The sequence below is a fragment of the Kineosporia sp. A_224 genome (genome assembly GCF_002198655.1).
Lineage (GTDB): Bacteria > Actinomycetota > Actinomycetes > Actinomycetales > Kineosporiaceae > R-H-3.
Window position 1 is genome coordinate 19,817 of sequence record NZ_MWLN01000231.1, and the last position, 23,767, is coordinate 43,583.

General features: G+C 73.2%; 14 protein-coding genes and 2 tRNA genes. 8 read left to right on the forward strand and 8 right to left on the reverse strand.

Features of this window, described 5'->3' with window-relative positions; genetic code table 11:
• Nucleotides 1-221 precede the first annotated feature (221 nt).
• Genes EDJALFJO_RS31205 through EDJALFJO_RS34705 form a run of 4 tightly spaced genes read left to right on the forward strand, consistent with a single transcriptional unit; the run spans nt 222 to nt 8,753 of the window.
• The gene (locus tag EDJALFJO_RS31205; RefSeq protein WP_198950816.1) at nt 222-1,796 is read left to right on the forward strand and encodes a DUF2397 family protein; all 1,575 of its coding nucleotides are present in this window, start codon (nt 222-224) and stop codon (nt 1,794-1,796) included.
• Nucleotides 1,793-3,229, forward strand: a complete 1,437-nt coding sequence (locus EDJALFJO_RS31210) for a TIGR02678 family protein (protein ID WP_088290507.1) — start codon at nt 1,793-1,795, stop codon at nt 3,227-3,229. The genes EDJALFJO_RS31205 and EDJALFJO_RS31210 overlap by 4 nt, the downstream gene beginning before the upstream one ends.
• Nucleotides 3,226-7,464 carry an SbcC/MukB-like Walker B domain-containing protein gene (locus EDJALFJO_RS31215; protein WP_088290509.1) on the forward strand — a complete coding sequence of 1,413 codons (4,239 nt, stop codon included), beginning with the start codon at nt 3,226-3,228 and terminating at the stop codon, nt 7,462-7,464. The genes EDJALFJO_RS31210 and EDJALFJO_RS31215 overlap by 4 nt, the downstream gene beginning before the upstream one ends.
• Nucleotides 7,461-8,753 carry a DUF2399 domain-containing protein gene (locus tag EDJALFJO_RS34705; protein ID WP_158220636.1) on the forward strand — a complete coding sequence of 431 codons (1,293 nt, stop codon included), beginning with the start codon at nt 7,461-7,463 and terminating at the stop codon, nt 8,751-8,753. The genes EDJALFJO_RS31215 and EDJALFJO_RS34705 overlap by 4 nt, the downstream gene beginning before the upstream one ends.
• Nucleotides 8,754-8,947: 194 nt before the next feature.
• Here the strand turns inward: EDJALFJO_RS34705 and EDJALFJO_RS31230 are convergent, their stop codons facing one another.
• From EDJALFJO_RS31230 to EDJALFJO_RS31240, 3 genes are all read right to left on the reverse strand, one after another.
• Nucleotides 8,948-10,138 (reverse strand): ATP-binding protein, encoded by a 1,191-nt coding sequence (locus EDJALFJO_RS31230; RefSeq protein WP_369812594.1) that lies wholly within the window; start codon nt 10,136-10,138, stop codon nt 8,948-8,950.
• Between the two features lie 509 nt (nt 10,139-10,647).
• Entirely contained in the window at nt 10,648-11,853 is a 1,206-nt protein-coding gene (locus EDJALFJO_RS31235; protein WP_088290515.1) for a site-specific integrase, read from the reverse strand.
• Nucleotides 11,854-12,029: 176 nt separating this feature from the next.
• Nucleotides 12,030-12,102 (reverse strand) — tRNA-Arg (locus EDJALFJO_RS31240).
• A gap of 604 nt (nt 12,103-12,706) precedes the next feature.
• Here EDJALFJO_RS31240 and EDJALFJO_RS31245 point away from each other — a divergent pair.
• Nucleotides 12,707-14,539, forward strand: coding sequence for a phosphoenolpyruvate carboxykinase (GTP) (locus tag EDJALFJO_RS31245; protein ID WP_369812595.1), 1,833 nt, complete (start codon nt 12,707-12,709; stop codon nt 14,537-14,539).
• A 147-nt stretch (nt 14,540-14,686) separates the two neighbouring features.
• Nucleotides 14,687-16,501 (forward strand): sigma-54-dependent Fis family transcriptional regulator, encoded by a 1,815-nt coding sequence (locus tag EDJALFJO_RS31250; protein ID WP_088290519.1) that lies wholly within the window; start codon nt 14,687-14,689, stop codon nt 16,499-16,501.
• A 50-nt stretch (nt 16,502-16,551) separates the two neighbouring features.
• Here EDJALFJO_RS31250 and EDJALFJO_RS31255 read toward each other — a convergent pair whose 3' ends face one another.
• The 4 genes from EDJALFJO_RS31255 to EDJALFJO_RS31270 all read right to left on the reverse strand — a co-directional run bounded on the left by EDJALFJO_RS31255 (nt 16,552) and on the right by EDJALFJO_RS31270 (nt 20,180).
• Nucleotides 16,552-17,280, reverse strand: a complete 729-nt coding sequence (locus EDJALFJO_RS31255) for a metal-sulfur cluster assembly factor (protein WP_088290521.1) — start codon at nt 17,278-17,280, stop codon at nt 16,552-16,554.
• Nucleotide 17,281: 1 nt separating this feature from the next.
• Nucleotides 17,282-18,331, reverse strand: a complete 1,050-nt coding sequence (locus tag EDJALFJO_RS31260) for an amidohydrolase family protein (protein ID WP_088290522.1) — start codon at nt 18,329-18,331, stop codon at nt 17,282-17,284.
• A gap of 46 nt (nt 18,332-18,377) precedes the next feature.
• Entirely contained in the window at nt 18,378-19,406 is a 1,029-nt protein-coding gene (locus EDJALFJO_RS31265; protein ID WP_088290524.1) for an NAD(P)-dependent alcohol dehydrogenase, read from the reverse strand.
• 168 nt (nt 19,407-19,574) lie between these two features.
• On the reverse strand, nt 19,575-20,180 hold the full coding sequence (locus EDJALFJO_RS31270) for a hypothetical protein (protein WP_088290526.1): 606 nt from the start codon (nt 20,178-20,180) through the stop codon (nt 19,575-19,577).
• Between the two features lie 251 nt (nt 20,181-20,431).
• On the opposite strand from EDJALFJO_RS31270, the gene EDJALFJO_RS31275 reads away from it, so the two are divergent.
• The gene (locus EDJALFJO_RS31275; RefSeq protein ID WP_088290528.1) at nt 20,432-22,267 is read left to right on the forward strand and encodes a phosphoenolpyruvate carboxykinase (GTP); all 1,836 of its coding nucleotides are present in this window, start codon (nt 20,432-20,434) and stop codon (nt 22,265-22,267) included.
• A gap of 120 nt (nt 22,268-22,387) precedes the next feature.
• On the opposite strand, the gene EDJALFJO_RS31280 is transcribed toward EDJALFJO_RS31275, so the two are convergent.
• Nucleotides 22,388-23,479, reverse strand: coding sequence for a hypothetical protein (locus tag EDJALFJO_RS31280; protein WP_198950817.1), 1,092 nt, complete (start codon nt 23,477-23,479; stop codon nt 22,388-22,390).
• A gap of 111 nt (nt 23,480-23,590) precedes the next feature.
• Here EDJALFJO_RS31280 and EDJALFJO_RS31285 point away from each other — a divergent pair.
• A tRNA-Ser gene (locus EDJALFJO_RS31285) sits at nt 23,591-23,681 on the forward strand.
• The last annotated feature ends 86 nt before the right edge of the window (nt 23,682-23,767 follow it).

Here is a 23,767-nt window from a genome sequence, read left to right on the forward strand (position 1 = left end):
ATCCGTAGCGGACTCTCGCTCGCCGCTCACCAAGGCTCTGATCTGCGCAGATGCGTCGGAGCACGCTGCCCGAAGGATGACTTTGGGGCAGACTTGGGGTGCCGGTTCCGCCAAGGCGGCCCGAGCTGTCGGGGGTGCGTCGTAGCGTGCCGTCGTGGTCGCACCGATCCCGCGGTGTCGATCAGGACGCCGCAAGAGACGACGTGCCCCGAGGAGCGATCGTGGCCGATCCCGCCGCCGACGAGGCCTTCACGGTCGCCGTCACGGACTCACGGCGGGCGACGGCGTACCTGGTCGCCCCTGAGGCTGACGACTACATCGCGGTGATGGCCGTCCTCGAGGGGTCGATCACCGATCTGACGCCGGGTGAAGTGGCACAGGCCCTCACCCAGGCGGGTCGGCCGCTCGACGAGCGCACGGTGGAGGTACGGCTTGACAAACTTCGGGACTGGACGGCCGCGACCGCGCGCACGGACACCTCGAAGATCCTGCGGCACGCGGACCTGCTCGCCCGGAACTGGCGGTGGACGGCGACTCCGGCGGGCCGGCAGGTCCAGCGGTTCTACACGAACGTGCTGGCCGCTACACCGACGATGCGGGAGATCCCGTTGTCGAGCCTGGCGCGCGTCGTCGATGCCTTGGAACGTCTCGCCTCGGGGCTGCCCGAAGGCAGCGACCGGGTCCGGCTGCCTGCTGACGAGGTGGCGGAGCTCGTGGGTCGGTTGTTCACAAGTCATGACGACCTCGACTCTGCGCTGGTCGGTGCAGAGGACACGCTCGCGGGCCTGGCGGACCGGTTCGACCTGGACGACGCGTCGACCGGAGAGCTCAAGCAGCTCCTGGTCGAGTACGCGACCCGGGTTGCCGCCGAGCTCGAGACGGGTGCAGCTCGCGCGCGGCGGGCGCTGCTTCTACTCTCACCGGTGTTCACGGCCGTCGCGCAGACCGCCGTCGACGCCTCCGACGCCCGGGCACTCATCGACCGTGGCGCGCTGACCGCGTCCCGCGGAGGACGGGCCGCGGACTGGCGGGGGTTGCTTGCCTGGTGCGACCCGAGCACGGGCAGGGCGGCACGGTTCGCTCTGCGCCTGGTGCGCGCACTGCCCGGCATGCATGCGAACCTTCGTCGGTTGCACGCGTCGTCTTCGGCGGCCACGAGCCGGGCCCGGGCGCTGCAGCTGGCTCGCGCCTGCGCGGAGCCTCGTGTCGGTCCGGCGCTGTTCCTGGCTGCGGTCGGCGACCATCCGTGGCGGAAGCTGTACGGCGACGCGGACGACGAGGATCTTGGTGGCCTGCTGCCATGGCGTGGCGGGCCGACGGTCACGGTCCCGGAGCTCTTGCGGGCGACCGGCCGGACCGGCGCTCGGGGTCGCCCGCCGGCGGCCCGCGACGATGCGGCCGCGCGGGCCGAGGTCGCCGAGCGCCGCCGGCTGCGCGCCGCGGAGCACGGTGCGGCGTTGGCCGAGATCCTCGCCACGGGTCCGGGTGACGTCCTGTCCGCTGCGGCCGGGCGAGTGGCCCTCGCGTCGCTCATGGCGGCGGTCCGCTCATCGGCATCCTCGGTATCCGGTGGGCGACGCGATCGGCGGTCGGCTCATCGCGACGGGCTGGCCTGTTCGCTATTCGTCGTTCCCGGCCATACGGGAACGGTGCGGACGGCGACGTGGCGGCTGTGGCTGCCCGGCCGCGCGATCGTCTTCCACGCTGCGGGGAGCCGCGCCGCTCCCCCCGACACCGCTGGTGCGGACAGCGACACGATCGTGGACGTCCGGTTCGTGGCAGGAGGTGTCGCATGACCGCCGACCGACTGGACGGACGGGACGGATGGGACGGATGGAACGGCACACCGGCCGAGGAGACCCGCGCGGACGCCGAGTCGGCGGGCAAGGGCGCCGGCGAACTCTCCGCACATGGGCGTCCCCGCGGACGGCGGGCGTGGTCGATCGAGGCCGGCGCGGAGGTTGCAGCGGTGCTGCGGCTGCTCGCCGCCCGACCGTGGCTGGTGGCAGGACGGGACGACGAAGCGATCGCCGCGGTTCGCCGCAATGCTGACGCCGTCCGGGATGCCTTCGCCCGTCTGGGGTGGGTCCTGGTGGTGGAGCGGGATCTCGTGCGGCTGCGGAAGTCACCGCCGCCCCGACGGGCCGCGTGGGCGGCATCCGCTCCGAGCCCGGCGAGCTGCTCCTGGTTCTTCCTTCTCGTCGCGGCCGCGGAGTCGATGCCACCCAGGGTCGCCCTCGCGACCCTGGTCACCGCCGCACGGGCGGCAGCCGGCGAGGCTGGTCTTCCGGTCACGACCGACGTCCGTGAGCGTCGTGCCATCGCCGCCGCTCTGAAGATGCTCGACGAGCGGGGGGTCGTCGAGCAGATGGACGGAGATGTCGACGGCTTCGTCCATGACGAGGACGCGCCCGTCCTGCTTGCCGTCCACCACACCCGGCTTGTGCATGTCGTGGCGAACTTCGCCGACGCCGACCCGGTCACCGACGCCGAGGTGTGGCTCGCGATGGTGGAGCGGGAGCCGGACGCCGCTCGGCGGATGCGGCGGCGGCTCGTGGACGACACGCTGGTCCACGCCGGGGATCTCGATCCGGCAGAGGCGGACTGGCTACGGCGTCGGGTCCGCGGCGACGACGGTGCGCCGCTGGCGGCGGCGTTCGGTCTGCATCTCGAGCGTCGTGGTGAGGGGGCGGCGTTCGTCGTCCCGTCCGACGCGTTCCGCCACGCCAAGGAGCTCGGCCCACTGCCTTTCCCGACACCGGGCACCGTCGGCCATGCCGCCCTGCTGCTGTGCGACGAGGCCGCGGTGCACGGCGATCTTGACGAGACCCGACCTGGGTGGCGTGGGATCTCGCACCAGGATGTCGTCGATCGCCTGACGCAGTGGGGTCAACGGTTCGGAGCCGGCCGTGGCGGCTGGGCGGGCGAGGACGTCGACAATCCCGAAGGGCTGGCGGACAAGACCCGGGCGCTGCTCGCTGGGCTGGATCTGGTGCGCGTGGCCGATGACGGCATGTGGTGGTTCTCCCCAGCCACAGGGCGTTGGCGGGCGCCCGCGGCATCCCACGCTGCCGGGCCCTCCCCGGGCGGTGATGGGGCGTCGCGGGCTCAGCGTCGACGACCTAGGACCGGCAGCCGCAGGGACGCGACCGTCCTCACCCTTGACGCCGACGGTCTGCCCGCAGCGCCCGCGACAGGTGCAGGCTCCAGGAAGGACCGCACGCCGTGACACTCGACCTTCCCACGCCGCTGTTCGCAGACGACGACCTCCAGCCCCCTTCCGGGCACCCCGAGCGGTTCGGTGGCCGATGGCGGCTGATCGGTGCCGGCCTGTCGAACGTGTGGCGCTACGGAGACCTCGTCCTCGACGCCGGCAGCGGACGCCTCCTCCTGCGCGGCCCCAACGGCACGGGCAAGACGACGGCCCTCGAAGCGCTGTGGCCCTACCTGCTCGACCTCAACGCGCGGCAGCTCGTCGCGGGCAAGGCCCGGACGACCTCGCTCGCCTCACTGATGCGGGAAGGTGCGACGGGCAAGCGGCGCTACGGCTACGTCTGGATGACGTTGGAAGGTCCCGGATCCGAAGGCCGTCGCAGCTTCGGGGTCCGGCTGCAGTACTCCGACGGCGCCACCCCGACCGTCAAGGTCTTGCCCTTCACGATCCCCGGCACACCGCTGACCGACCTCGCGCTGCACGGGGCCGACCGGGCGCCACTCACGCTGGAGCAGTTCACCGAGACCGTCGAGCGTGTGGGAGGACAGCTCTTCGACGACGAGGACGAGTACCTCACCCACCTGGCGGCGCAGGTCTGGCAGACCACGCCGACGCAGCTGCGCGACCTCGCCCAGCGGATCCGCGCGGTCCGCAACCCGTCACTGCTCGGAGACGTCTCGCCGCGTGCTGCGGCCGAAGCCTTGCGCGAGGCACTTCCGACGGTCGCGGAGGACGTCGTGACAGCGACCGCCGAGGCGCTGGCGGAGTCGGACGCCACCCGCCAGGCCTTCGCCCGCGACAGCCAGGCCGCCGACGTGCTGGACGCGTTCGCAGCCACCTGGGCCGGTCATGTCGTCGCCGTCGTCGCCGATCTGCACCGGCTGGCCGTCGAGGCTGAGGCAGCCGTGACGAGCGCCGTCCGGGCCCGGCGCGCGATCGAACGCGACCACGAGAAGGCACTGGCCACTCTGGAGACCGCGCACGCGGTCGACGTAGAGGTCACCGACCGGCTGCGCGACCTCGATGCCCGCATCCAGACCCTCGAGCACAGCGACGCCTACCGCGCTGCCGGCGCCCTGTCGGCCTTGGAGCAACAGCTAACAGCCGAGCAGAGGCTCGCCGACGACACGTCCGCACGACTGCTGACCTCGGCCGCCGAGGTCCGGCGACGCACCGGGGACCTGCGGGATGCTCTGACGGACATCGACCACGACCTGGACGAGGTCCTGCTGACGGCCACATCGGCAGACCCCGCTGCAGCGCTCCCCGAGCCGATCCTGCGCTGGTCCACCCGGCCCCGCGCGACGGTCACCGTCGGTCAGGCCACGGCCGATCCCGGCCCGGCCGTCGACCTGGACAACGGTACGACGCGGCTCGACGACGCGGCCGCCGGGTGGACGGCACTCGCGCGCGCCCACACCCAGCGGGCCGCCGACGCCCAGCTCGCACTCGCTGACCATCGCAGCGCCGTTGCCGGCGCCCAGCGCGCGGCTGACGCTGCCCAGCAGACAGCCGGCCGCGCCGAACGGGAGTCCGATGTCGCCCGGCAGGAAGCCGAGCGCGCGACGGCCCAGGCCGTCCGGGCCGCGGACGCACTGCTGGACGCCGTCGGAGCCTGGGGAGACGACGACCGGATCGGCGACGACCGGACGAGCGACGACGACAGCCGGGCCGCCGGGTCCGGCGACGCGGACGCCGAGGAACCGGATGACCGTCTGGCACAAGGACTGGTCGACGATCTTCGCGGCGCCGAACCTTCCCAGGTCGTCAACGAGGTCCGGTCGTGGAGAGCCGCGGCGGCAGGCCGGGCCGCCAGGATCTGCGCGCGACTGACCGAGGAACGCCGCCAGCGTCTCGCCACCGCGCAGGCCCTACGCACCGAGGCGGTCTCGCTGCGGACCGAGGCGGCGGAACTGCGCGCCGGACGGCCGCTTCCCCTGCCCCGACCGCACTGGCTCGACGACCACGACGACAGCCGGTCCCTTGCCGTAGCTCTCGAGTGGGCCCCGACCTGCTCCGACCCGCGCGAACGGGCTCTGGTCGAAACCGCTCTGGCTGCCTCAGGGCTGCTCGCCGCGACGTTGTCGTCGAGCGGGGCCGAGACGACGTCGTGGCGCGTGGGCCCGTTCGGCCTGCCGATGACCGCCAGCCTCGCCGGCGTCCTGACCGTCGACCCCACGCACCCGCTGGCCGACGTGGCAGCCGACGTCCTGAGGCGTATCGCGGTGCGCGAGTCCGCGGAGCCCCGACCCGGCCTCGCGCCCGACGACGCATCCGCCGGACCTGGCGGGACCGGCTCGGAGGACGAAGGCGTCACGATCGTCATCGGCCGGGACGGCACCTTCCGTGCCGGACCGCTCGTGGGGCACGCTCCCGGCGCGGACGACGCCACAGCTCTGCCGCCGGCTCAGCACATCGGTGCGGCGCAACGCCTCGCAGCCGCGCTCGCCCGCGCCGACCAGCTCGACCACGACGCGGAAGTCCTTGAGGGCCAGGCGGTTGCGGCCATCGAGGACGCCGACCGGCTGGCACGCCGGGCCGACAACGTCGACCGGCGTGCCGGCGCCTTCCCCACCACTGACGATCTCGAGCGGTACGAAGCCCGCCGGGCGGCCGCCGCGACCCGCGCCCACGAGCTGAGCCGAGCGGCACACGACGCCGTGACGGCCGCGCAGGAGGCAGCCGAGGCGGCCGCGGGCGCACGGCGGGAGTGGGCCGAGCGCACCTGCGGCCGCGACCTGCCGGCCGACGTCGACGAGCTCGACACCATCCGCGCCGACAGCGGCCGGACCGCGGACACCCTGCACCGGGCTGCCGCCGCGATCACCGGCAGCCTGCGCCGCCGGGTCGAACGCCTGCACTCGGACGCCGCGTCCGTGGACGCCGCGGCCACCGATCTGACGACACTGCGGATGGCCGCCCTCGACGCCCACGACGAGGCCGCCGGAACCGCCGAGAAGGTCCGCACGCTGCAGGCTCTGTCCGGGGACGACGCCCGGACGGCGGTCGAGGAGCACCACCGCGCTGTCGAGGAACGCGACCTGGCCAGCCGACGCGTCCGGCCGGCACGGGAGGACGTCGTGAGGTGGACGTCCGAGGTCAGCACGCTGGCTGAACGACTGCTCACGGCCCAGGGCACCGAACGTGACGCACGCCCGGTTGCGGACGGCCGCCGCTCGGCACTCGCCGCGCTGCTGACCGTCCCGGGGGTGTCCGAGGTGATTCTCGGTGGGGCGACCACGGCCGCCGACGGCACGCTTGACGAGGTCGGCGCTGCGCTGGCCGGACGCCGTTCAGCCGGCAGGAAGTCACTGCGGGAGCGGTACGACACCGCCCGGGCCGCCCTCGCCGGCACGTGGGCCCTGGACCCCGGAGACAGCCAGGGCGAGCTGGACACGTTCGTCCTCACTCATGACGACGTCACCTACACCCCGCCCACCGCCACCCGCCGGGCCGCCGAGCTCAAGGAACGCGCCCAGGCCGCCCTGGCCGCCGCGGAGGAGAGCGCCCTGCGCGACTTCGTCATCGGCCGGCTCCCCAGCGCGATCGGCACCGCCTGGACGCGCCTGCACGACTGGGTGACGGACGTCAACCGCAAGATGCGTGCCGCCGAGGCCTCGTCCGGTGTCGGCGTCCGGGTCCGCGCCCGGCTCGCCGACGACCTGCCCCCGGCGGCCCGCACCGTCTACGAGCTGGCCTGCACCGTCGCCGACGCCGACCGCAGCCGTGAGCAGAAGGCCCAGATCGGTCAGGCGATCCAGCAGCTCATCGCCGCCGCCGACGGCCCGTCGATGACCGAGCGTCTCGCCGCTGCCGTCGACGTCCGTGAATGGGTCGACGTCCACTACGAGGTCATCCGCCCGGGCGGTACCGCGCAACGCTGGTCGGCCCGCACCGGGCTGTCCGGCGGGGAACGCCGCCTCGTCGTCCTGGCCCCGATGCTCGCCGCCGTGGCAGCCGCCTACGACAGCCTCGCCGGCACCGGGCTACGGCTCACCGCCCTCGACGAGGTCCCGGCCGAGGTCGACGAACGCGGCCGCGAAGGGCTCGCCCGCTACCTCGCAGACCTCGACCTCGACCTCGTCTGCACCAGCTACCTGTGGGACGGCGCGCCCGGCGCCTGGGACGGCGTCGACGCCCACGACCTCGAGGCCGGCCCCGACGGCACGGTCGTCGCGTTCCCGATGCTCATCCGCGGCCTGATCGACCTGCCCGGCGACCACTTCGCAGCCACCGGTCCTTCGACGTGACCGGGTGCCCCTACTGCTCGGGTGTCTGCCGCGACGCTGACCTCGCCCCGCTGCTCTCCCCCGACCTGGCATGGCTCTGGGAGAGCGTCGCCACGGCGGCCGACCGGCGCGGCGACGCCGACCTCGTCATCGGCCGACTGGCCCTCACCGGCCCCGCCGACCCCACCGCGCGGACCGCGGCCGTGGGCCTGCTCGGGGGTTCACCGCTGCGCGCCGGCTCTCGCCGAATCGTCGAACTGGCCGATCTGACGGCACGGCTGACCGTCCGCGGGCCGGAACTGACACCCGGGGCCGTCGCGGCCCACGCCCTGCGGCGGCGGCTGGCGACCAGAGCAGCCGCCCACCGCGACCGGGACGCGTTGCTGCAGTCTCTCGAGCAGGCCCTCGAGGCACATCTGGCCCGGCTCCCGGACCACGTTGCGGAGCGGGTAGACAGCGCGCGCGTCTGGCAGCGGCTGCGCAGCACCGGATGGTCGGCCCGCCTCGCCGGGCAGCCCGACCCGTTCGCTCTTGCCACTCACGCGGTGGGCGTACTGGCCGCCCTGCCGCAGCCGCCCCAGCGAGCCGATCGGCGCACGCTCGTGCCGACCGACCCGCACGCTCTCGACGACGGCACCCCGCTGGCCGGCCTCGTCCTCGCCCTCACCGGACTGGCGGGTACCCGTCCACGCGCCGCCTGGCACGTGCTCGGGGTCGACTGCGACGACCTCACCGGCGGCGTGCTCGCCCTCGGCATCCACCCGTCCGGCTGGACCGTTCCGGCGGACGCCGTCGTCACGCTGCCGCCGCGTGAGCTGGCCCGCTGCACCTGGCCGCAGCCGCCGCACGACGCCTGGGTGTTCGTCACCGAGAACCCGTCGGTGACCGCCGCCGCTGCAACGCTGGCCGCTGGATCGACGGCGCCGATCCGGCTGCTGTGCACCGTCGGCACCCCGTCCGGGCTCGAAGCGGCCGCCATCGCCCGCCTCGCCGACACCGGCTGGAGGATCGCCGTCCGCGCCGACTTCGACCGCGCCGGCCTGGCACACGTGCGCACCCTTCTCGAGGCCTGCCCGAGCGCAGTCCCGTGGCGCATGGGCTTCCAGGACTACGTCATGGCGCTCGGCAACCTCACGGTCCCGGCCGCCTCGGCCAGTGGGCCTGGCGCCGCCGACCTGCGAGCGGCCGATACCCCCTGGGATCCCGACCTGGCCACTGCCATGACCGGCGCTGGACGGCCGGCCTTTGAAGAGGCACTGCTTGACCCGCTCCTCGCCGACCTCGCCGCGGGACGGCCGCCCGCCCTCTGACGGCCTGGAGGAAGACAGCTGGCGAGGCGAAGTGGGTGAAGTGCTGACGCGCTGAGCAGGGTAGGTGACGCGATCTCGCTCCGCTGGACCGACTCCGCCGAGAGCGGCAGCGCACCGAAGAGGCAGGGCCACCGCCGGTTCACCGTCGCCTTCCACCGCGCCGCATCCTTCACCCGGGTCTGACTACCTCGCGCTCAGGACCAGAGCGCAGCGATCGGGACCGCCCAGACTCGTTCGTCGAGCTCGAACGGCTGCGGCCCGGTGTGGAAGACGACGCCACGGACGAAGCCGGCGCCGAGTTCGTCCCGCAGCCAGAGCAGATGCTTGGCATCTCTGCGTGTGGGCACGGTTCCGGCCTTGACCTCGACGGCGACGAGGCGGCCGGCGCCGAGGTCGAGCACGAGGTCGACCTCCTGGCGGCCCCCCTCGGTGCGCAGGTGGTGCAGGCGTGCGCGTGGCCTGAGCAGTTCGACCTCCGGGCGCAGTTGCGCCGCGACGAAGGTGTCGAGCACGCGTCCCAGGAGATCCGGGTCGGACAGCACCGCGGTCTCGTTGATCCGGGCAGCGGCCATCGCCAGCGCCGGGTCGGTGAGGTACCGCTTGGGGCGCTTGGCGAGTCGGGAAAGCCGGTTGGACGCCCACGCCGGGACCAGGTCGAGCAGGTACAGCGCCGAGAGCAGCCGGTCGTAGGCGTCGGCTGTCCGCTTGTCGATCCCGGCCGTCTCGAACAGCGTCGTGTCCGTCGGCAGGCCGGCCGTGGACAGCGCGAGGGTCTCGAGGTAGCGGCGCAGCCGGACCGGGTCCCGAGTCTGACCGGCGGCCGCCACGTCGCGGGTCACGACGTGCTCGACGTACGAGTCCAGCCAAGACTCCCGGACGTCGCCGGGCAGACGCAACGCCGGTTCGGGGAAGCCGGAGGCGGCCGCCAGCCTCACATAGCCGTCGAGGTCCGGCGCTGACGCCGGCATCCGGACAGCCGACAGGTCCCCGGACAGCACGGCCTCCAACAGCCCCGACCCATCGGTCCGGCCGTCTATCTCACGGCGGGTGAGGCCGTGCAGGACGACGCGGATCACCCGCCCCGTTCCCGGCCAGGTTGCGGACGTCAGGTCCGCCTCGACGCTCCCCGTGAGCAGGAACCGGCCGGGCCTCGGGTTGTCGTCCACAGCACGCTTGACGGCGCCGAGGACCTGCGGGACCTCCTGCCACTCGTCGATGAGGACCGGCTCGATCGAACGGCGCAGGGCCGCGTCCGGGTCTGCGGCCACCACGGTCGCCGTCGCCGCGTCGTCCAGCCGAAGGACGCTGGCGGCCAACCGACGGACCGTCGTCGTCTTCCCGGCCGCCCGTGGGCCCGTGACCATGACGCTCGGGGCCGCCGCCATGAGCTCGGCAAGCCGGCCGTCAGCAAGCCTCGGGCGATACGCTGCACCATCCACGCACCGAACAATACATGTTTCCCACAGTACACAGTGTACTTTTCATGCAACTACTGCTCCATGTTCCACACAAGGGTCAGGGTGCCGGCAGAGGCGGTCGCGGCTTGACGCGGCGTCGGAATCATTGGGCGGCAGGGCGTGGCCGTAGGTCCGTAAGCTGGTCGAGGCGTCGCGGCACCCCGGGCTCGGTCGCGGCGCCGGCGCCCGGCGGGGCCCGAACGCCACCGCGACAAGGTCCCGCAAGGGCGCGACCGCGGGATTGGCGTCGTTGCCGGATACCAGCGACCCGCGCCCGTACGCTCGATGCGATGCGGCTTTCACGCACTCGGCAGTGATCGTTCTCCGCACCCGTCGCTCCGTCGCTGCGTTGCGACGCTGCCGCACCTGACCGGGTGACCGCACGCGCCCGCCTCGCCACGCGTCGTTCGCTGGGGCTCTCCAGAGAGCTCAGTCGCTCATCGGTACAGCTCGTCGAGCCGTGCTGCCGCGTCGGAGTCGGTGAGCGGCAGGGCATGACTGTAGATCCGCAGGGTGGTCGAGGCGTCGCGGTGCCCGAGGCGCTGCTGGGCCTGCAGGATGTCGCCCTGACCGACCAGGACGGTCGCGACGGTGTGCCGCAGCCGGTGCAGGGTGACGTCGACATGCCCGGCACGGTGGGCGAGGTCGGCGAACCAGTGCCCGGCGCATCCGGCCGTCAAGCGGGTGCGATGGTCCGGGCGTCGCGAGAACAGCCACGGACCGAAGGGCGATGCGCCCGCGGACGCCGGGTTGGTCGCCGATTCGTCCGCTCGCCGATCCGCGGCCTGCCACGTTGCGACCATGGAGCGCCACAGGTCGGCGGTGGTGGCACCGAGGGTGAGCCGTCGGATCCGGCCGGTCTTCGTCGGGCCGACGACTTCGCAGGAGGCAGCGCGGGCGATGGTCAGGACGTCGCCGTCGAGGTCGTCGAGCTGGAGGCAGGCGAGCTCGCCGCGCCGGGCGCCGGTGTCGGCGGCGAGCCGGACGAGCAGGAGGACCTGCTGGGCGCGGTGCAGGCGACGCGCGGCGGCCGGGCTGGCGTCGCGAGCCTCGGTGGCGACGACGACGTCGTCCTCCGCGTGGCGGATGAGCGCCCGGACGACGTCCACCGGGGCGTGCAGGCGGGATCCGGGCTGGCGCGGTCCTCGGGTGCCGGCGAGCGGGAACCGGTCGATGACGCCTTCGGCGTAGGCGTGACCGAGTGCCGAGCGCAGGACCCGGACCCGCGCCGACACCGTCGGTTCGGGGACGCCGGCCGCACGCCACGCGCTGCAGGCCGCTCGAGGTACCGGTGGGGAGACGTCGGTCGCTCGCCGGGCAGCGAGCCGGTCGCGGCGCAGGAACCCGACGGTCGAGCGGTACCCGGCCTGGGTGGCGGGCCGCCAGCCGTGGTCGGTGGCGAGCCACTGGGCGAGCAGTTCGCCGACGGTGATCGCCGGTCGCAGGCGCGGGTCGTGTCGGAGCAGGCCGGCGGCGTCCGCCCAGCGGGCCCGGGCGGCGACCGCGTCGTCAGCACCGCCGTGGACCGTGATCGACCGACGTCTGCTGCGGCCGCTGACCGGATCGGGTCCGAGCGCGACCCGGACCTCCCAGACACCCGGGCGTCGTTGCCGGACCGAGCCGCTGCCGCGTGCGCTGCGCATGATCGACGCTAGTCACGGCCGGGTCGCCGACGCCAGCGGCCGAGGTCGCTGACGCACAAGAGGGCCGGTCAGTGGGATGCGTAGTGGGACGGCGGCGAGCCGACCCCGGGAACCAAATCGGCCTCCGCCCCGCGTTTCCGCAGTTCGGAGGCCGTTTCGGTCGCTGTCTCAACGAGTGCGCCCGAAGGGATTCGAACCCCTAACCTTCTGATCCGTAGTCAGATGCTCTATCCGTTGAGCTACGGGCGCGTGCTCCCCGGCCAGGCCGGGCAACGGGTACCGAGGATACCCGAACGGGCCGCTGGGACCGAATCGGGTTTCGGGAGCCGGCCGCCGCAGCGCACGCGTCCGCTCGGACCGGCCCGGGTCCGGGCCGCCACCGGTGGCCGCTCTCGACGGGGCGCTGACCCGGGCCTGAGGTCGCGGCCCGTGACGACGCAGCATCCCGAGACGCTCGGGCGATGTGTCCCGGCGGCACCTCAGGAGACCGGCGACCTTGTGAACACGTGACGTTCCGTAAACGGTTTCATCGCCTCGCACCCCACTGACAACGCTGTCGACAGCGGCTTTTTGCACAAGAACGGCGATTGGCTTTCACGCAGGTCAGGGGCTTGTGACTAGTTTCACTAGGCTCCCACCGGGGAAGTGTTCACATCGCCGGGCACCGCTCTTACGGTGGTTGAGCGGCCGGTAACACGGATGTAGCACCCCAGTGATGTCACGCCGCGTAACCAGGACGACAGCCGGTCGATCCGGCTTCCGCAAGCACCCCCCGAGGAAAGGGCAGCCAGTGACCACGACCGACGAGACCCGGACGACCACGCCGGCCACCACGCCGGGCACCGGCATCGACCTGACCGGCGTTGCCGCCGCGGACCTCGCGGCCGTCGTCGCGCAGTCCGCCCCGACCTCCCACACCCGCCTCGTCGCCTGGGTCACCGAGGTCGCCGCCCTCACCACGCCGGACCGCATCCACTGGGTCGACGGCACCGAGGCCGAGCGCGACGCCCTCGTCGCCGGCCTCGTCGAGGCGGGCACCTTCGTGCCGCTGGAGAAGAAGGCCAACTCGTACTGGTGCGCGAGCGACCCGAGCGACGTCGCCCGTGTCGAGGACCGCACCTACATCTGCTCCGTCGACCCGGACGACGCCGGCCCGACGAACAACTGGCGCGACCCGGGCGAGATGCGCGCCCTGATGTCCGACCTGTACCGCGGCTCGATGAAGGGCCGCACGATGTACGTCATCCCGTTCGTCATGGGGCACCTCGACGCGAAGAAGCCGTTCTTCGGCGTGGAGATCAGCGACAGCGCCTACGTCGTCGCCTCGATGCGGATCATGGCCCGCGTCGGCACCGAGGTGCTCTCGGTCATGGGCGAGGACGCCCCGTTCGTCCCCTGCCTGCACTCGGTCGGCGCCCCGCTCGAGCCCGGCCAGGCCGACGTCTCGTGGCCGTGCAACGACACGAAGTACATCGTCCACTTCCCCGAGGCCCGCGAGATCTGGTCCTACGGCTCGGGCTACGGCGGCAACGCCCTGCTCGGCAAGAAGTGCTACTCGCTGCGCATCGCCTCCGTCATGGCGCGCGACGAGGGCTGGCTCGCCGAGCACATGCTGATCCTCAAGCTGACCAACCCGGAGAACAAGGTCCACTACGTGGCCGCGGCGTTCCCGAGCGCCTGCGGCAAGACGAACCTCGCCATGCTGCAGCCGACGATCCCCGGCTGGAAGGTCGAGACCCTCGGCGACGACATCGCGTGGATGCGCTTCGGGGACGACGGCCGGCTCTACGCCGTCAACCCCGAGAACGGCCTCTTCGGCGTGGCCCCCGGCACCGGCTGGGACACCAACCCCAACGCGATGCACGCGATCGAGAAGGGGGACAGCATCTTCACCAACGTCGCCCTCACCGACGACGGCGACGTGTGGTGGGAGGGCATGACGCCGGAGAAGCCCGCGCACCTCACGGGCTGGAAGGGCGGCGACTGGACGCCGGCCTCCGAGGAGCCCTCGTCGCACCCGAACAGCCGGTTCTGCACGCCGATCCGGAACTGCCCGATCCTCGCGCCGGAGTACGACGACCCGAACGGCGTCCCGATCTCGGCGATCCTCTTCGGCGGCCGCCGCAAGACGACCATCCCGCTCGTCACCGAGGCCCGGGACTGGGCGCACGGCGTCTTCATGGGCTCGACGATCTCCAGCGAGACGACCGCCGCGGCGACCGGCGCCGTGGGCGTCGTCCGCCGCGACCCGATGGCGATGCTGCCGTTCATGGGCTACCACGCCGGTGACTACTTCCAGCACTGGCTGAACGTCGGCAAGCAGGCCGACGCCTCCAAGCTGCCGAAGATCTTCTACGTCAACTGGTTCCGCCGCGACGCCGACGGCGGCTTCGTGTGGCCCGGCTACGGCGAGAACAGCCGCGTCCTCAAGTGGGTCATCGAGCGCATCGAGGGCACGGCCGACGCGACCGAGACCTTCGTCGGCCACGTCCCGGCCCCGGGCGCGCTCGACACCGACGGCCTCGGCCTCACCGCCGAGCAGCTCGAGGTGGCCCTCGCGGTCGACGCCGAGGAGTGGAAGAAGGAGGTCCCGCAGATCGAGGAGTGGTTCGCCAAGATCGGCGACAAGGTCCCCTCGACGCTGCTCACCGAGCTCGACGGACTCAAGGCCCGCCTCGGTCTGTAGTCCTCGCAGGACGAATATCGCGAACGGCCGGGCGGGGACCTCCCCGCCCGGCCGTTCGCGTCCCCGGGCACTCTTCCCACATCGCCCGCGGCACCGCAGTATGGACTTCAGCCCGAACGACCCACTGCCGTGTCATCGGGGGACGCCATGGGGAAAGACCCGGTCCTCGCGACGGCGGACGCCCGAGCGGCGTTCCTCGCCGACGAGCCGGTCCCGGCTGCCGTCAGGCCGCCGATCCTCGCGTCCTGGGCCCGCTCCCGGGAGCACCACGTCGCCCCCGACCGGATCGACCTCGGGCAGGAGAACGACGGCTACCGCTCGTCCCCGCTCCTGGACGCCGCCCGCCCGGTCGTCGAGGCCGCCGCCGACCTGCTCGCGACCGAGCCGGTCAGCCTCATCCTCTGCGACGACAACGGCACCGTCCTCGAGCGCCGCACCGGCGACTCCGCCCTCGCGCAGCACCTCGACCGGGTGTGGCTGGCCCCCGGTTTCTCCTACGCCGAGCGGAACGTCGGCACCAACGGCATCGGGACCGCCCTGGAGAGCCGCGGCCCGGCGGACGTCGTCGGCGCCGAGCACTGGGCCGAGGGCCTCGAGGACCTCGCCTGCACGGCCGTCCCGGTCCGGCACCCGGTGACGGGCCGGATCGTCGGCGTCCTCAACCTCACGTGCTGGCGCAGGGACGCCGGACCGCTCCTCATGGCGACCACGGCGATCACCGCGCAGCAGGTCGAGCAGCGGCTGCGCGAGCACGTCGGACGCCGCGAGGCCGCCGTCCTCGAGGACTTCGTCACCGCGTGCCGCCGCAGCCCGGACGCCGTCGTCGCCGTGAGCGAGGACGTCCTCATGCTCAACGACCGCGCCCGCGACCTCATCGTCCCCGGGGACCACGACCGGCTCGTCGAGGTCGCCTCCGAGGCCCTGGCGGGCGGACGGCGGACCCGCCTCGTCGTGGACCTGCCGAGCGGCACCTCGGCCCGGGTCGACTGCCGTCCGACCTGGGCCGCCGACGGCACCGGCGGCGGGGTCCTCGTCGTCCGCTCGACGAGCGGGCGGGCCGAGACCGGCGAACCCGCCCCTCGCGTCCGCACCCGGCAGCGGATGCCGGTCGCACCGGCCGGCCGGCGCCACGTGCGGACCGTCGCCGTCGGCTCGGGGACGCTCTGGACGATGTGCCGGTCCGCCGTCGAGCGACACGTCGCCGCCCGGGAGTGGGTCGTCCTCGCCGGCGAGCCGGGCTCCGGACGCCGCACCCTCGCCCGCGCCGCGCACGAGGCCTACGCCCCCGCGACCCCCTTCGAGGTGTTCGCGGCGGAGGACTTCGGCCCGCAGTGGCTCGCGGACGTCGCCCGGGCCGCCGCGGACCCCGAGGGCACCCTCGTGCTCTCGGACGTCGACCGGCTGCCGCCCGGGGCCGGCCGCCGGCTCACCGACGTCCTCGAGCCACGACGCTGGTGCGAGGAGACCGAGCGCGCCTGGGTCGTCGTCACCGTCACCTCGGGCCCGCTCGCGGGCGACGTCGCCGACCTCGTCGAGCGGGTCCCCTTCACCGTCGAGGTGCCGCCGCTGCGCCACCACGTCGAGGACGTCCCGGACCTCGTCCGGCACGCCCTCGCCGCCGTCGCCGTCCGCCCAGGTCAGGAGCGGCCGACGATGTCGCCCGAGGCGATGCGGGTGCTCGCGCGCTGCCGCTGGCCCGGGAACACCGCCCAGCTGCGGCAGGTCGTCGAACGGGTGCTCGCGCGCCGCCGCACCGGGGTCGTCGGTGTCGACGACCTGCCGGCCGAGGTGTTCGTCGGCGTCCGCCGGGTGCTCACGCCCGTCGAGGCGCTCGAGTGCGACGCGATCGTCGACGCGCTGCGCAGCACCGGCGGCAGCCGGACGAAGGCGGCCGCGGTCCTCGGCCTGTCGCGCGCGACGGTCTACCGCAAGGTGCGCGAGTACGGCCTGGCGCTGCCGTAGCGCCAGGCCGTACTCACTGCCTGGATCCGGCCGGTCGGTCCGGCCGCGGGTCAGCTGCCCGCGGCCGGTCCCCCGTACCGCGCCTCGAAGAGGCTGCGGCAGTACTCGCCGTTCGTCTCGATGCCGACCCGCACGAGCCGCGCCCGCCGCAGGTGCAGCGGGACCTGCTCGACGGGCAGCGGCACCCCGTCGAACGTCAGCAGCAGCGGGGCGTCGTCGTCCGCGGGCTGCCCGATGAAGCGACGACGGGCCCGCAGCCGTTCGAGGTCGGCGGACGGCGGCACCTCGCCCAGGCGCATCGTGGCCAGCTCGTCCGGGGTCGCCCCCGCGTCGACGAGCGGCCGGGCGACCCGGTCCTGCCCGGCCATGACGGCCTTGCGGATGAACGTCGCCCGCAGCTCGTCGAGCTCCTCGACGGCCTCGCCGTCGAAGGTCTGGACGAACCCGGCCCCGGCCGCCACACCACCGTTGATCTCGGCGGAGGCGTGGTGGTCGAGGAGCGAGACGTCGGCCCGGGTCACGCCGGGGACGGCGCTCACCGCCTCGAAGGCGTCGGCGACCATGAGGAACGAGAAGTTCGGCGCGCAGAAGAACGTCGGCAGGCGCAGCCGGACGGTGGCGACGCCGTCCGCCCCGACCTCGGCCCGCTCGACGAACCCCAGCGTCGTCACCGGCTCGTCGAGCTCGGGGTCGAGGACGGTCCCGAGCGCTGCCCACACGGCGTCCCGCAGCGCGCCCGCGCCGGCCGTGGCCGACGCGGGCGACACCTGCACGGTCATGTCAGCTCCCGGCGACGAGCTGCTCGCCCGGCTGCTCGACGTCGACCGGTGCCTCCGGCAGCCGGCACTCGGCCGGCACGTCGAGGCCGTAGAGCCGCGCGGCGTTGAGGCCGAGGATCTTCTTCTTGGCCGCCGTGCTGAGCCGCGGGTAGTCGCTGAACGCCTCCTCGTCGGGCATCTGCCAGTCGACGAAGCCCTCGATCTGCCACTTCGGCGTCCAGATGTGGTAGTCGCCGCCGTAGGTCATGCGGTCCTCGCCGACCCAGAAGAGCAGCTCTCCCATGACCTTCGCGAAGAACTTCGGCCGCGCGTGCATGAGGCCACCGATGACGACGGACAGGCCCGCGTAGACGTTGGGCTCCTGCACGGCCATGAACGCGAAGTCCTCGATGCGCGGCAGGCCGACGTGCTCGACGATGAAGTTCAGGCCCTGGAAGTCGGTCGCGACCTGGTCGACGTCCGACATGTCGAACGCGTCCTTGTTGAGCGGCCAGATCGTCGGGCCCTTGTGCACGTGCTGGTTGACGATCCCCAGCTCCTGGCACTTCTCCAGGTAGCGGTACGACATCGGGTCCGTGAGCTTCCAGCCGCGGGAGCCGTCCTGCCACTCGGCCGTGTAGAGCTTGACGCCCTTGAGCTTGTAGGCCTCGGCCTCGGCCTCGAGCTTCTCCAGGCCGGCCTCGCCGTCACGGGGGTCCCAGCGGCCGTTGACGATGAGCCGCTCCGGGTACTTCTCCACCATGGTGCTGTTGCGCTCCAGGGTGTTGAAGCCCGTCGTGTACCAGTCCTTGAGGTACGTCGACTGGAAGATCGCGACGTCGACGTAGCCCTCGGTGAACATGTCCCGGACGAAGTCGGCCTCGTCGACCTTGAGGTAGCGCTCGTAGTCCCAGTGGGTCTCGGGCGGGCCGAGCTGGTGGTAGCCGTAGAAGCAGTCGATCCATCCCTTCGCGTACTCCTCGCGGCCGGGCTTCCAGTTCTCCCGGCTCGCGTCCCAGAAGTGGCTGTGGGAGTCGACGATGAAGTACTTCTCGCCGTCCTTCTCGTACATGGCAGACTCCTTGCGGCAGAAGGGTTCTCAGGGGAAGGGCGGGACGTCAGGGGACGAGGATCGCCCGGCCGCGGACCTTGCCCGCGTCGAGGTCGTGCAGCGCGTCGAGCGCCGCGGAGAGCGGGTACTGCTGGGTGTGCAGGGTGACCTTGCCGGCCTGCGCGAGCACCATGAGCTCGGCCAGGTCGGTGTACGTGCCGACGATGTTGCCGATGACGTTCTTCTCGCCGGCGACGAAGTCGAGGGTCGGGATGCGCAGCTCGCCGCCGTAGCCGATGACGAACTGCGAGCCCGCGGGCGCGGTCATCGCCCAGCCGTTGTTCTCGGCGCCCTGCTCGGCGACGAAGTCGAACACGACGTTCGCGCCCGCACCGCCGGTGAGCTCCTTGACCTGGTCGACCTCGGTGCCGTCGGCGACGACGGTGACGTCGGCGCCGAGCTTGGCGGCGAGCGCGAGGGCGTCCGGGTTGCGGTCGACGACGACGATCCGGGTCGCGGTCAGCGCTGCGAGGCACTGGATCCCGATGTGGCCGAGGCCGCCGGCACCCTGGACGACCGCGGTCGTGCCCGGGGTGAGCAGCGGGACCGCCTTGCGGACCGCGTGGTATGCGGTGATGCCCGCGTCGGCGAGCGCCGCGACGTCCGCGGGGTTCGTCGACGGGTCGAGCGGCACGCAGGCGCGCGCCGTCGTCCGCAGGTACTCCGCCATGCCGCCGTCGTTGTTCGACAGCCCGGGGAAGAACGCGTTCTGGCACTGCATGTCCCGGCCGGCCCGGCAGGGCAGGCAGAGCCCGCAGCTCGGCTGCGGGTGCAGGATCACCGTGTCGCCGACGGCGACGTTCGTGACCCCCGCGCCGATCTCGGCGACCCAGCCGGCGTTCTCGTGGCCGATGACGTAGGGCAACGTCGGCCCCATCGCCTCGGCCCACTGGCCCTCGAGGATGTGCAGGTCGGTGCGGCAGACGCCCGCACCCCCGACCTTGATGATGACGTCGAGCGGAGCGGTGATCGTCGGCTCGGGGATGTCGTCGATGCTCGGGTCGACGTGGTACTCGTGCACGCGGACGGCCTTCACCGCCACCTCCTCGTGACTGCGTGGACCCACCCGGTCCGACGGCGACGCCGTCGGCGAGGTCTGTGCGAGGAGGCTAAGGACGTGCGGGGGACCCCGACCGTCTCAGTTTGAGACGAGGGGACCTCGGGCCCTGGACGACGGCCCGTCCGCGGCGCTGCGACGCAGGGCTCAGCGGGCCAGGAACGTCTGTCGCACAGGGGGTGCGAGCCGGACGAGCCGGTCGAACGTCGTCTCGTCCAGCTGGACCGTGCGCAGCCCGTTGGACACCGTCGCGCACGGACCGGTCCGCCCGACGACGAGCCGCAGCTCCTCGCCGACCGTCGGCGTCGCCCCGGGCCGGTACCGCAGGAGGACGACGGCGACGCCGATCTCGGGGCCGGCCGCCGGCTCCGGCTGCGTGCAGCGGGCCTGCGGCGCAGGCAGGTCCTCGACGAGACCGGCGAGCTCGGCGGCCGCGGTCGGGTCGAGGGTGCTGCTCGCCGCGAGGCGGGCGACGTCCGGGGCGGCGACGGCGGCACCGGGGTACCCGCACACCCGGCCGGACACCGGCCCCCACGGCACGAGGTACGTCGAGGACGGCCACGTCGCCGGCAGCGCCTCGGCGAGGACGGCGGGGCACTGCGGCGGCGGCAGCACGTTGGGCGCCGCCGGCGGCCCGGCCACGGCGCGCCCGGTGAGGGCGGCCCCGACGAGGAGCCCCCCGACGACCACCGCGGCGACGACCGTCGGCAGGGCGCGGGCGGGGGCCCGGGCGGAGGTCGGCTGCGCGGTCACCGGGCCATCCTCCCAAGGGCCGGCCGAGGGGGTGCCGCCTCCCCGCCCGTCGCCGAGGTCACAGTGACAAAAGAGCAGGTCAGGACGTTGCTGGGACCTCCGTCATGGGTAAGGACAGCCTTCGTAGCCCTACGGTCGAAGCGATCCGCCAACGCAGCCGCCGCGAGGCCACGAGCTACCGGTGACAGGCCCCCGGGGAGGTTCCCCGGAGCGCCCGACGAGCGGGCACGAGCACGAGGAAGGGCAGCCCCGTGACAACCACCGACACGAGGACCACGATCAGCGACGCCCCGACCCGGCACGCGGCACTGGCCGCCTGGGTCGCCGAGGTCGCCGCTCTCACCACTCCGGACGCCGTCCAGTGGGTCGACGGCAGCGACGAGGAGAACGCCGCGATCGTCGACACGCTCGTCGCGGGCGGCACGTTCACCCGCCTGTCCGGCAAGCCGGACAGCTACTGGTGCGCCAGCGACCCGAGCGACGTGGCGCGCGTCGAGGACCGGACGTACATCTGCTCGAAGCTCGAGGAGGACGCCGGCCCGACGAACCACTGGATGGACCCGGACGACATGCGGGCCACCATGACCGAGCTGTACCGCGGCGCCATGAAGGGCCGCACGATGTACGTCATCCCGTTCGTCATGGGCCGCCTCAACGCAGACCGTCCGTTCTTCGGTGTGGAGATCACCGACAGCGCGTACGTCGTCGCGAGCATGCGGATCATGGCGCGCATCGGCACCGACGTGCTCGACGCGATGGGCACGCAGGCCCCGTTCGTCAAGGCCCTGCACTCCGTCGGCGCACCGCTCGAGGCCGGCCAGGCCGACGTCCCGTGGCCCTGCAGCGAGACGAAGTACATCACCCACTTCCCCGAGGCCCGCGAGATCTGGTCGTACGGCTCCGGGTACGGCGGCAACGCCCTGCTCGGCAAGAAGTGCTACTCGCTGCGGATCGCCTCGGCGATGGCCCGCGACGAGGGCTGGCTCGCCGAGCACATGCTCATCCTCAAGCTGACGAGCCCGGAGAAGAAGGTCACGTACGTGGCCGCGGCCTTCCCGAGCGCCTGCGGCAAGACGAACATGGCGATGATCGAGCCGACCGTGCCGGGCTGGACCGCCGAGATGATCGGCGACGACATCTGCTGGATGCACTTCGGTGAGGACGGCCGGCTCTACGCCCAGAACCCCGAGGCGGGTCTGTTCGGCGTCGCACCCGGCACCGGCTGGCACACCAACCCGGCCGCGATGCGCGCCGTCGAGAAGGGCCGCTCGATCTTCACGAACGTCGCGCTCACCGACGACGGCGACGTCTGGTGGGAGGGCATGACGGAGGACAAGCCCGCGCACCTCACCTCGTGGAAGCACGAGGAGTGGACGCCGGACGCCGGCTTCGTCTCCTCGCACCCGAACAGCAGGTTCTGCACCCCCATCAGCAACTGCGACATCCTCGCCCCCGAGTACTACGACCCGAAGGGCGTCCCGATCTCGGCGATCCTCTTCGGCGGCCGGCGCGCAGGCGTCATCCCGCTCGTCACGCAGGCGCGCGACTGGGCGCACGGCGTCTTCCTCGGCGCGACGACGAGCAGTGAGACCACGGCCGCGGCGACCGGCGCGGTCGGGGTCGTCCGGCGTGACCCGATGGCCATGCTGCCCTTCATCGGCTACCACGCCGGCGACTACTTCCGGCACTGGCTCGAGGTGGGCAAGGGCGCCGACGCGGACAAGCTGCCGAAGGTCTTCTTCGTCAACTGGTTCCGCAAGGACCAGTCCGAGGGTGGCGACGGCCGCTTCCTGTGGCCGGGCTTCGGCGACAACAGCCGCGTCCTCACGTGGGTCGTCGGCCGGCTCGAGGGCACGAAGGACGCCGTCGAGACGCCGATCGGGCTCGTCCCGACGCCCGCCTCGCTCGACACCGACGGCCTGGACCTGCCGGCCGAGGACCTCGAGCGGGTGCTCGCGGTCGACGTCGAGGAGTGGAAGCACGAGGTCGAGCTCATCGAGGAGTGGTTCGCCACGATCGGTGAGAAGACCCCGACGAGCCTGGTCGACGAGCTCGACGCGCTCAAGGTGCGCCTCGGGATCGCCTGACCATCTGCTCCGCACCCGTCGACGACGGCGGGCGGGGGACGACCAGACGGCGCCGTCCGGACACGATCCGGGCGGCGCCGCCGCACGTCCGGGGCTCCCCGCGGGGGCGAGCCGGGCGGGTCACTCGTAGCAGACGTAGTCCGGGGCGGGGTCGAGCGCGAGCACCTCGGGCGGCGTCATGATCCGCGAGCTGCCGCGCTCGTCCTCGACGAGGAAGAGCTTGAACCCCGGGCGCAGGACGCCGGCCCCGGTCGGTGCCTCCCGGGCGGCGGGGTCCCGGACGCCGCCGGCCTGGACCCGCTCCCAGGAGCGTCGCTTGGCCGCCTTGGTGCCGATCCCGTCCGCGCTGCGCACCCAGCGCACCCCCGGCCGTCGGCGCAGCGCACCGGGCGAGCGCAGGACGGACGGCGCGAGCACGTGGACCACGACGAGCTTCTCCGGCAGGTCGTGCTCCGCGACGAGCGCGGCGAGCCAGGCCGACACCGCGTCGAGGTCCTTGCCGGTCGTCGACCCGAAGGCCTCGCCGGGCCGGACCCGGCCGCGGACCGCCCACTCGGGGTCGAGGGCGAGCCCGACGTCCGGCTCGCGGAGCCAGCGCTCGAGGGCGCGGACCTCGTCGAGGAACGACGCCCGGCCGGGCTGGATGTTCAGCAGGAGCAGCGCCCGCCGCCTGCGGGCGGCGGCGAGGTGCGCGGCGACGACCTCTGACCCGACCCGGACCCGGTAGGTGCCGTCCGGGCCGGGCCGGGCCTGGGCGACGACGGCGATGAGCTCGAGCGCGGGCAGCGGCTCGCGCTCGTCGGCGCCGCTGCCGGTGTAGCGGGCGGCGAGCTTCTCCAGCTCGGCGGTCCGCGCGTCGAGGTCGCCGATCCCGAGCCGGCCGAGCGCGGGCGCCCCGGGCAGCCCGGCGTAGGCGACGACCCGGTGCCGCGGGAAGAGGTCCCGGCCGCCGCGGGGCAGCTCGGGGCGGTCCGCCGGGGCCGGCGACGGCGACGGCTCCGCGGGCCCGGTCGCGGACGGGGCGGGCAGGGGCGCCGTCCGGACGCCGCCGGGCGCCGGCGGGGACGCCGTCCGCCGTGACGTGCTGAGGACCGCACCGTCGTCACCGGCGGGCCGCCCGCTGCCGCGGACCGCCGTCGCGGCGGCCGCCCCCGCCGCGGCGAGGACCCCCAGGGTGACCGCCCGGCGGGTCAGGGCACGGACGTCGGGCACGCCGTCCTCCTCTCCGGGACGTTCGACCGGTCGGGACCAGTCTCGCCCCCGCGCGCCACGCCTACCGCTTTGCCCCCCGGGACGCGAGACCGGTAGCCTTTCCCGGTCACGGGAGGCGTCGCCTAGTCCGGTCTATGGCGCCCGCCTGCTAAGCGGGTTTGGGTCTTAAAGCCCATCGCGGGTTCAAATCCCGCCGCCTCCGCTGACGAGCAAGGCCCCAGGCACGCTCTTCGCCTGGGGCCTTGCTCGTCATCTGACCCGTGGGATTTGGGAGGAGGGGCGACGAAG

Bases quoted from the DNA above. Each gene is read 5' to 3' on its own strand.
- EDJALFJO_RS31210 (WP_088290507.1), top strand. From the start codon at position 1,793: ATGACCGCCGACCGACTGGACGGACGGGACGGATGGGACGGATGGAAC.
- EDJALFJO_RS31230 (WP_369812594.1), bottom strand. From the start codon at position 10,138: ATGGCGGCGGCCCCGAGCGTCATGGTCACGGGCCCACGGGCGGCCGGG.
- EDJALFJO_RS31235 (WP_088290515.1), bottom strand. From the start codon at position 11,853: ATGCGCAGCGCACGCGGCAGCGGCTCGGTCCGGCAACGACGCCCGGGT.
- EDJALFJO_RS31250 (WP_088290519.1), top strand. From the start codon at position 14,687: ATGGGGAAAGACCCGGTCCTCGCGACGGCGGACGCCCGAGCGGCGTTC.
- EDJALFJO_RS31255 (WP_088290521.1), bottom strand. From the start codon at position 17,280: ATGACCGTGCAGGTGTCGCCCGCGTCGGCCACGGCCGGCGCGGGCGCG.
- EDJALFJO_RS31260 (WP_088290522.1), bottom strand. From the start codon at position 18,331: ATGTACGAGAAGGACGGCGAGAAGTACTTCATCGTCGACTCCCACAGC.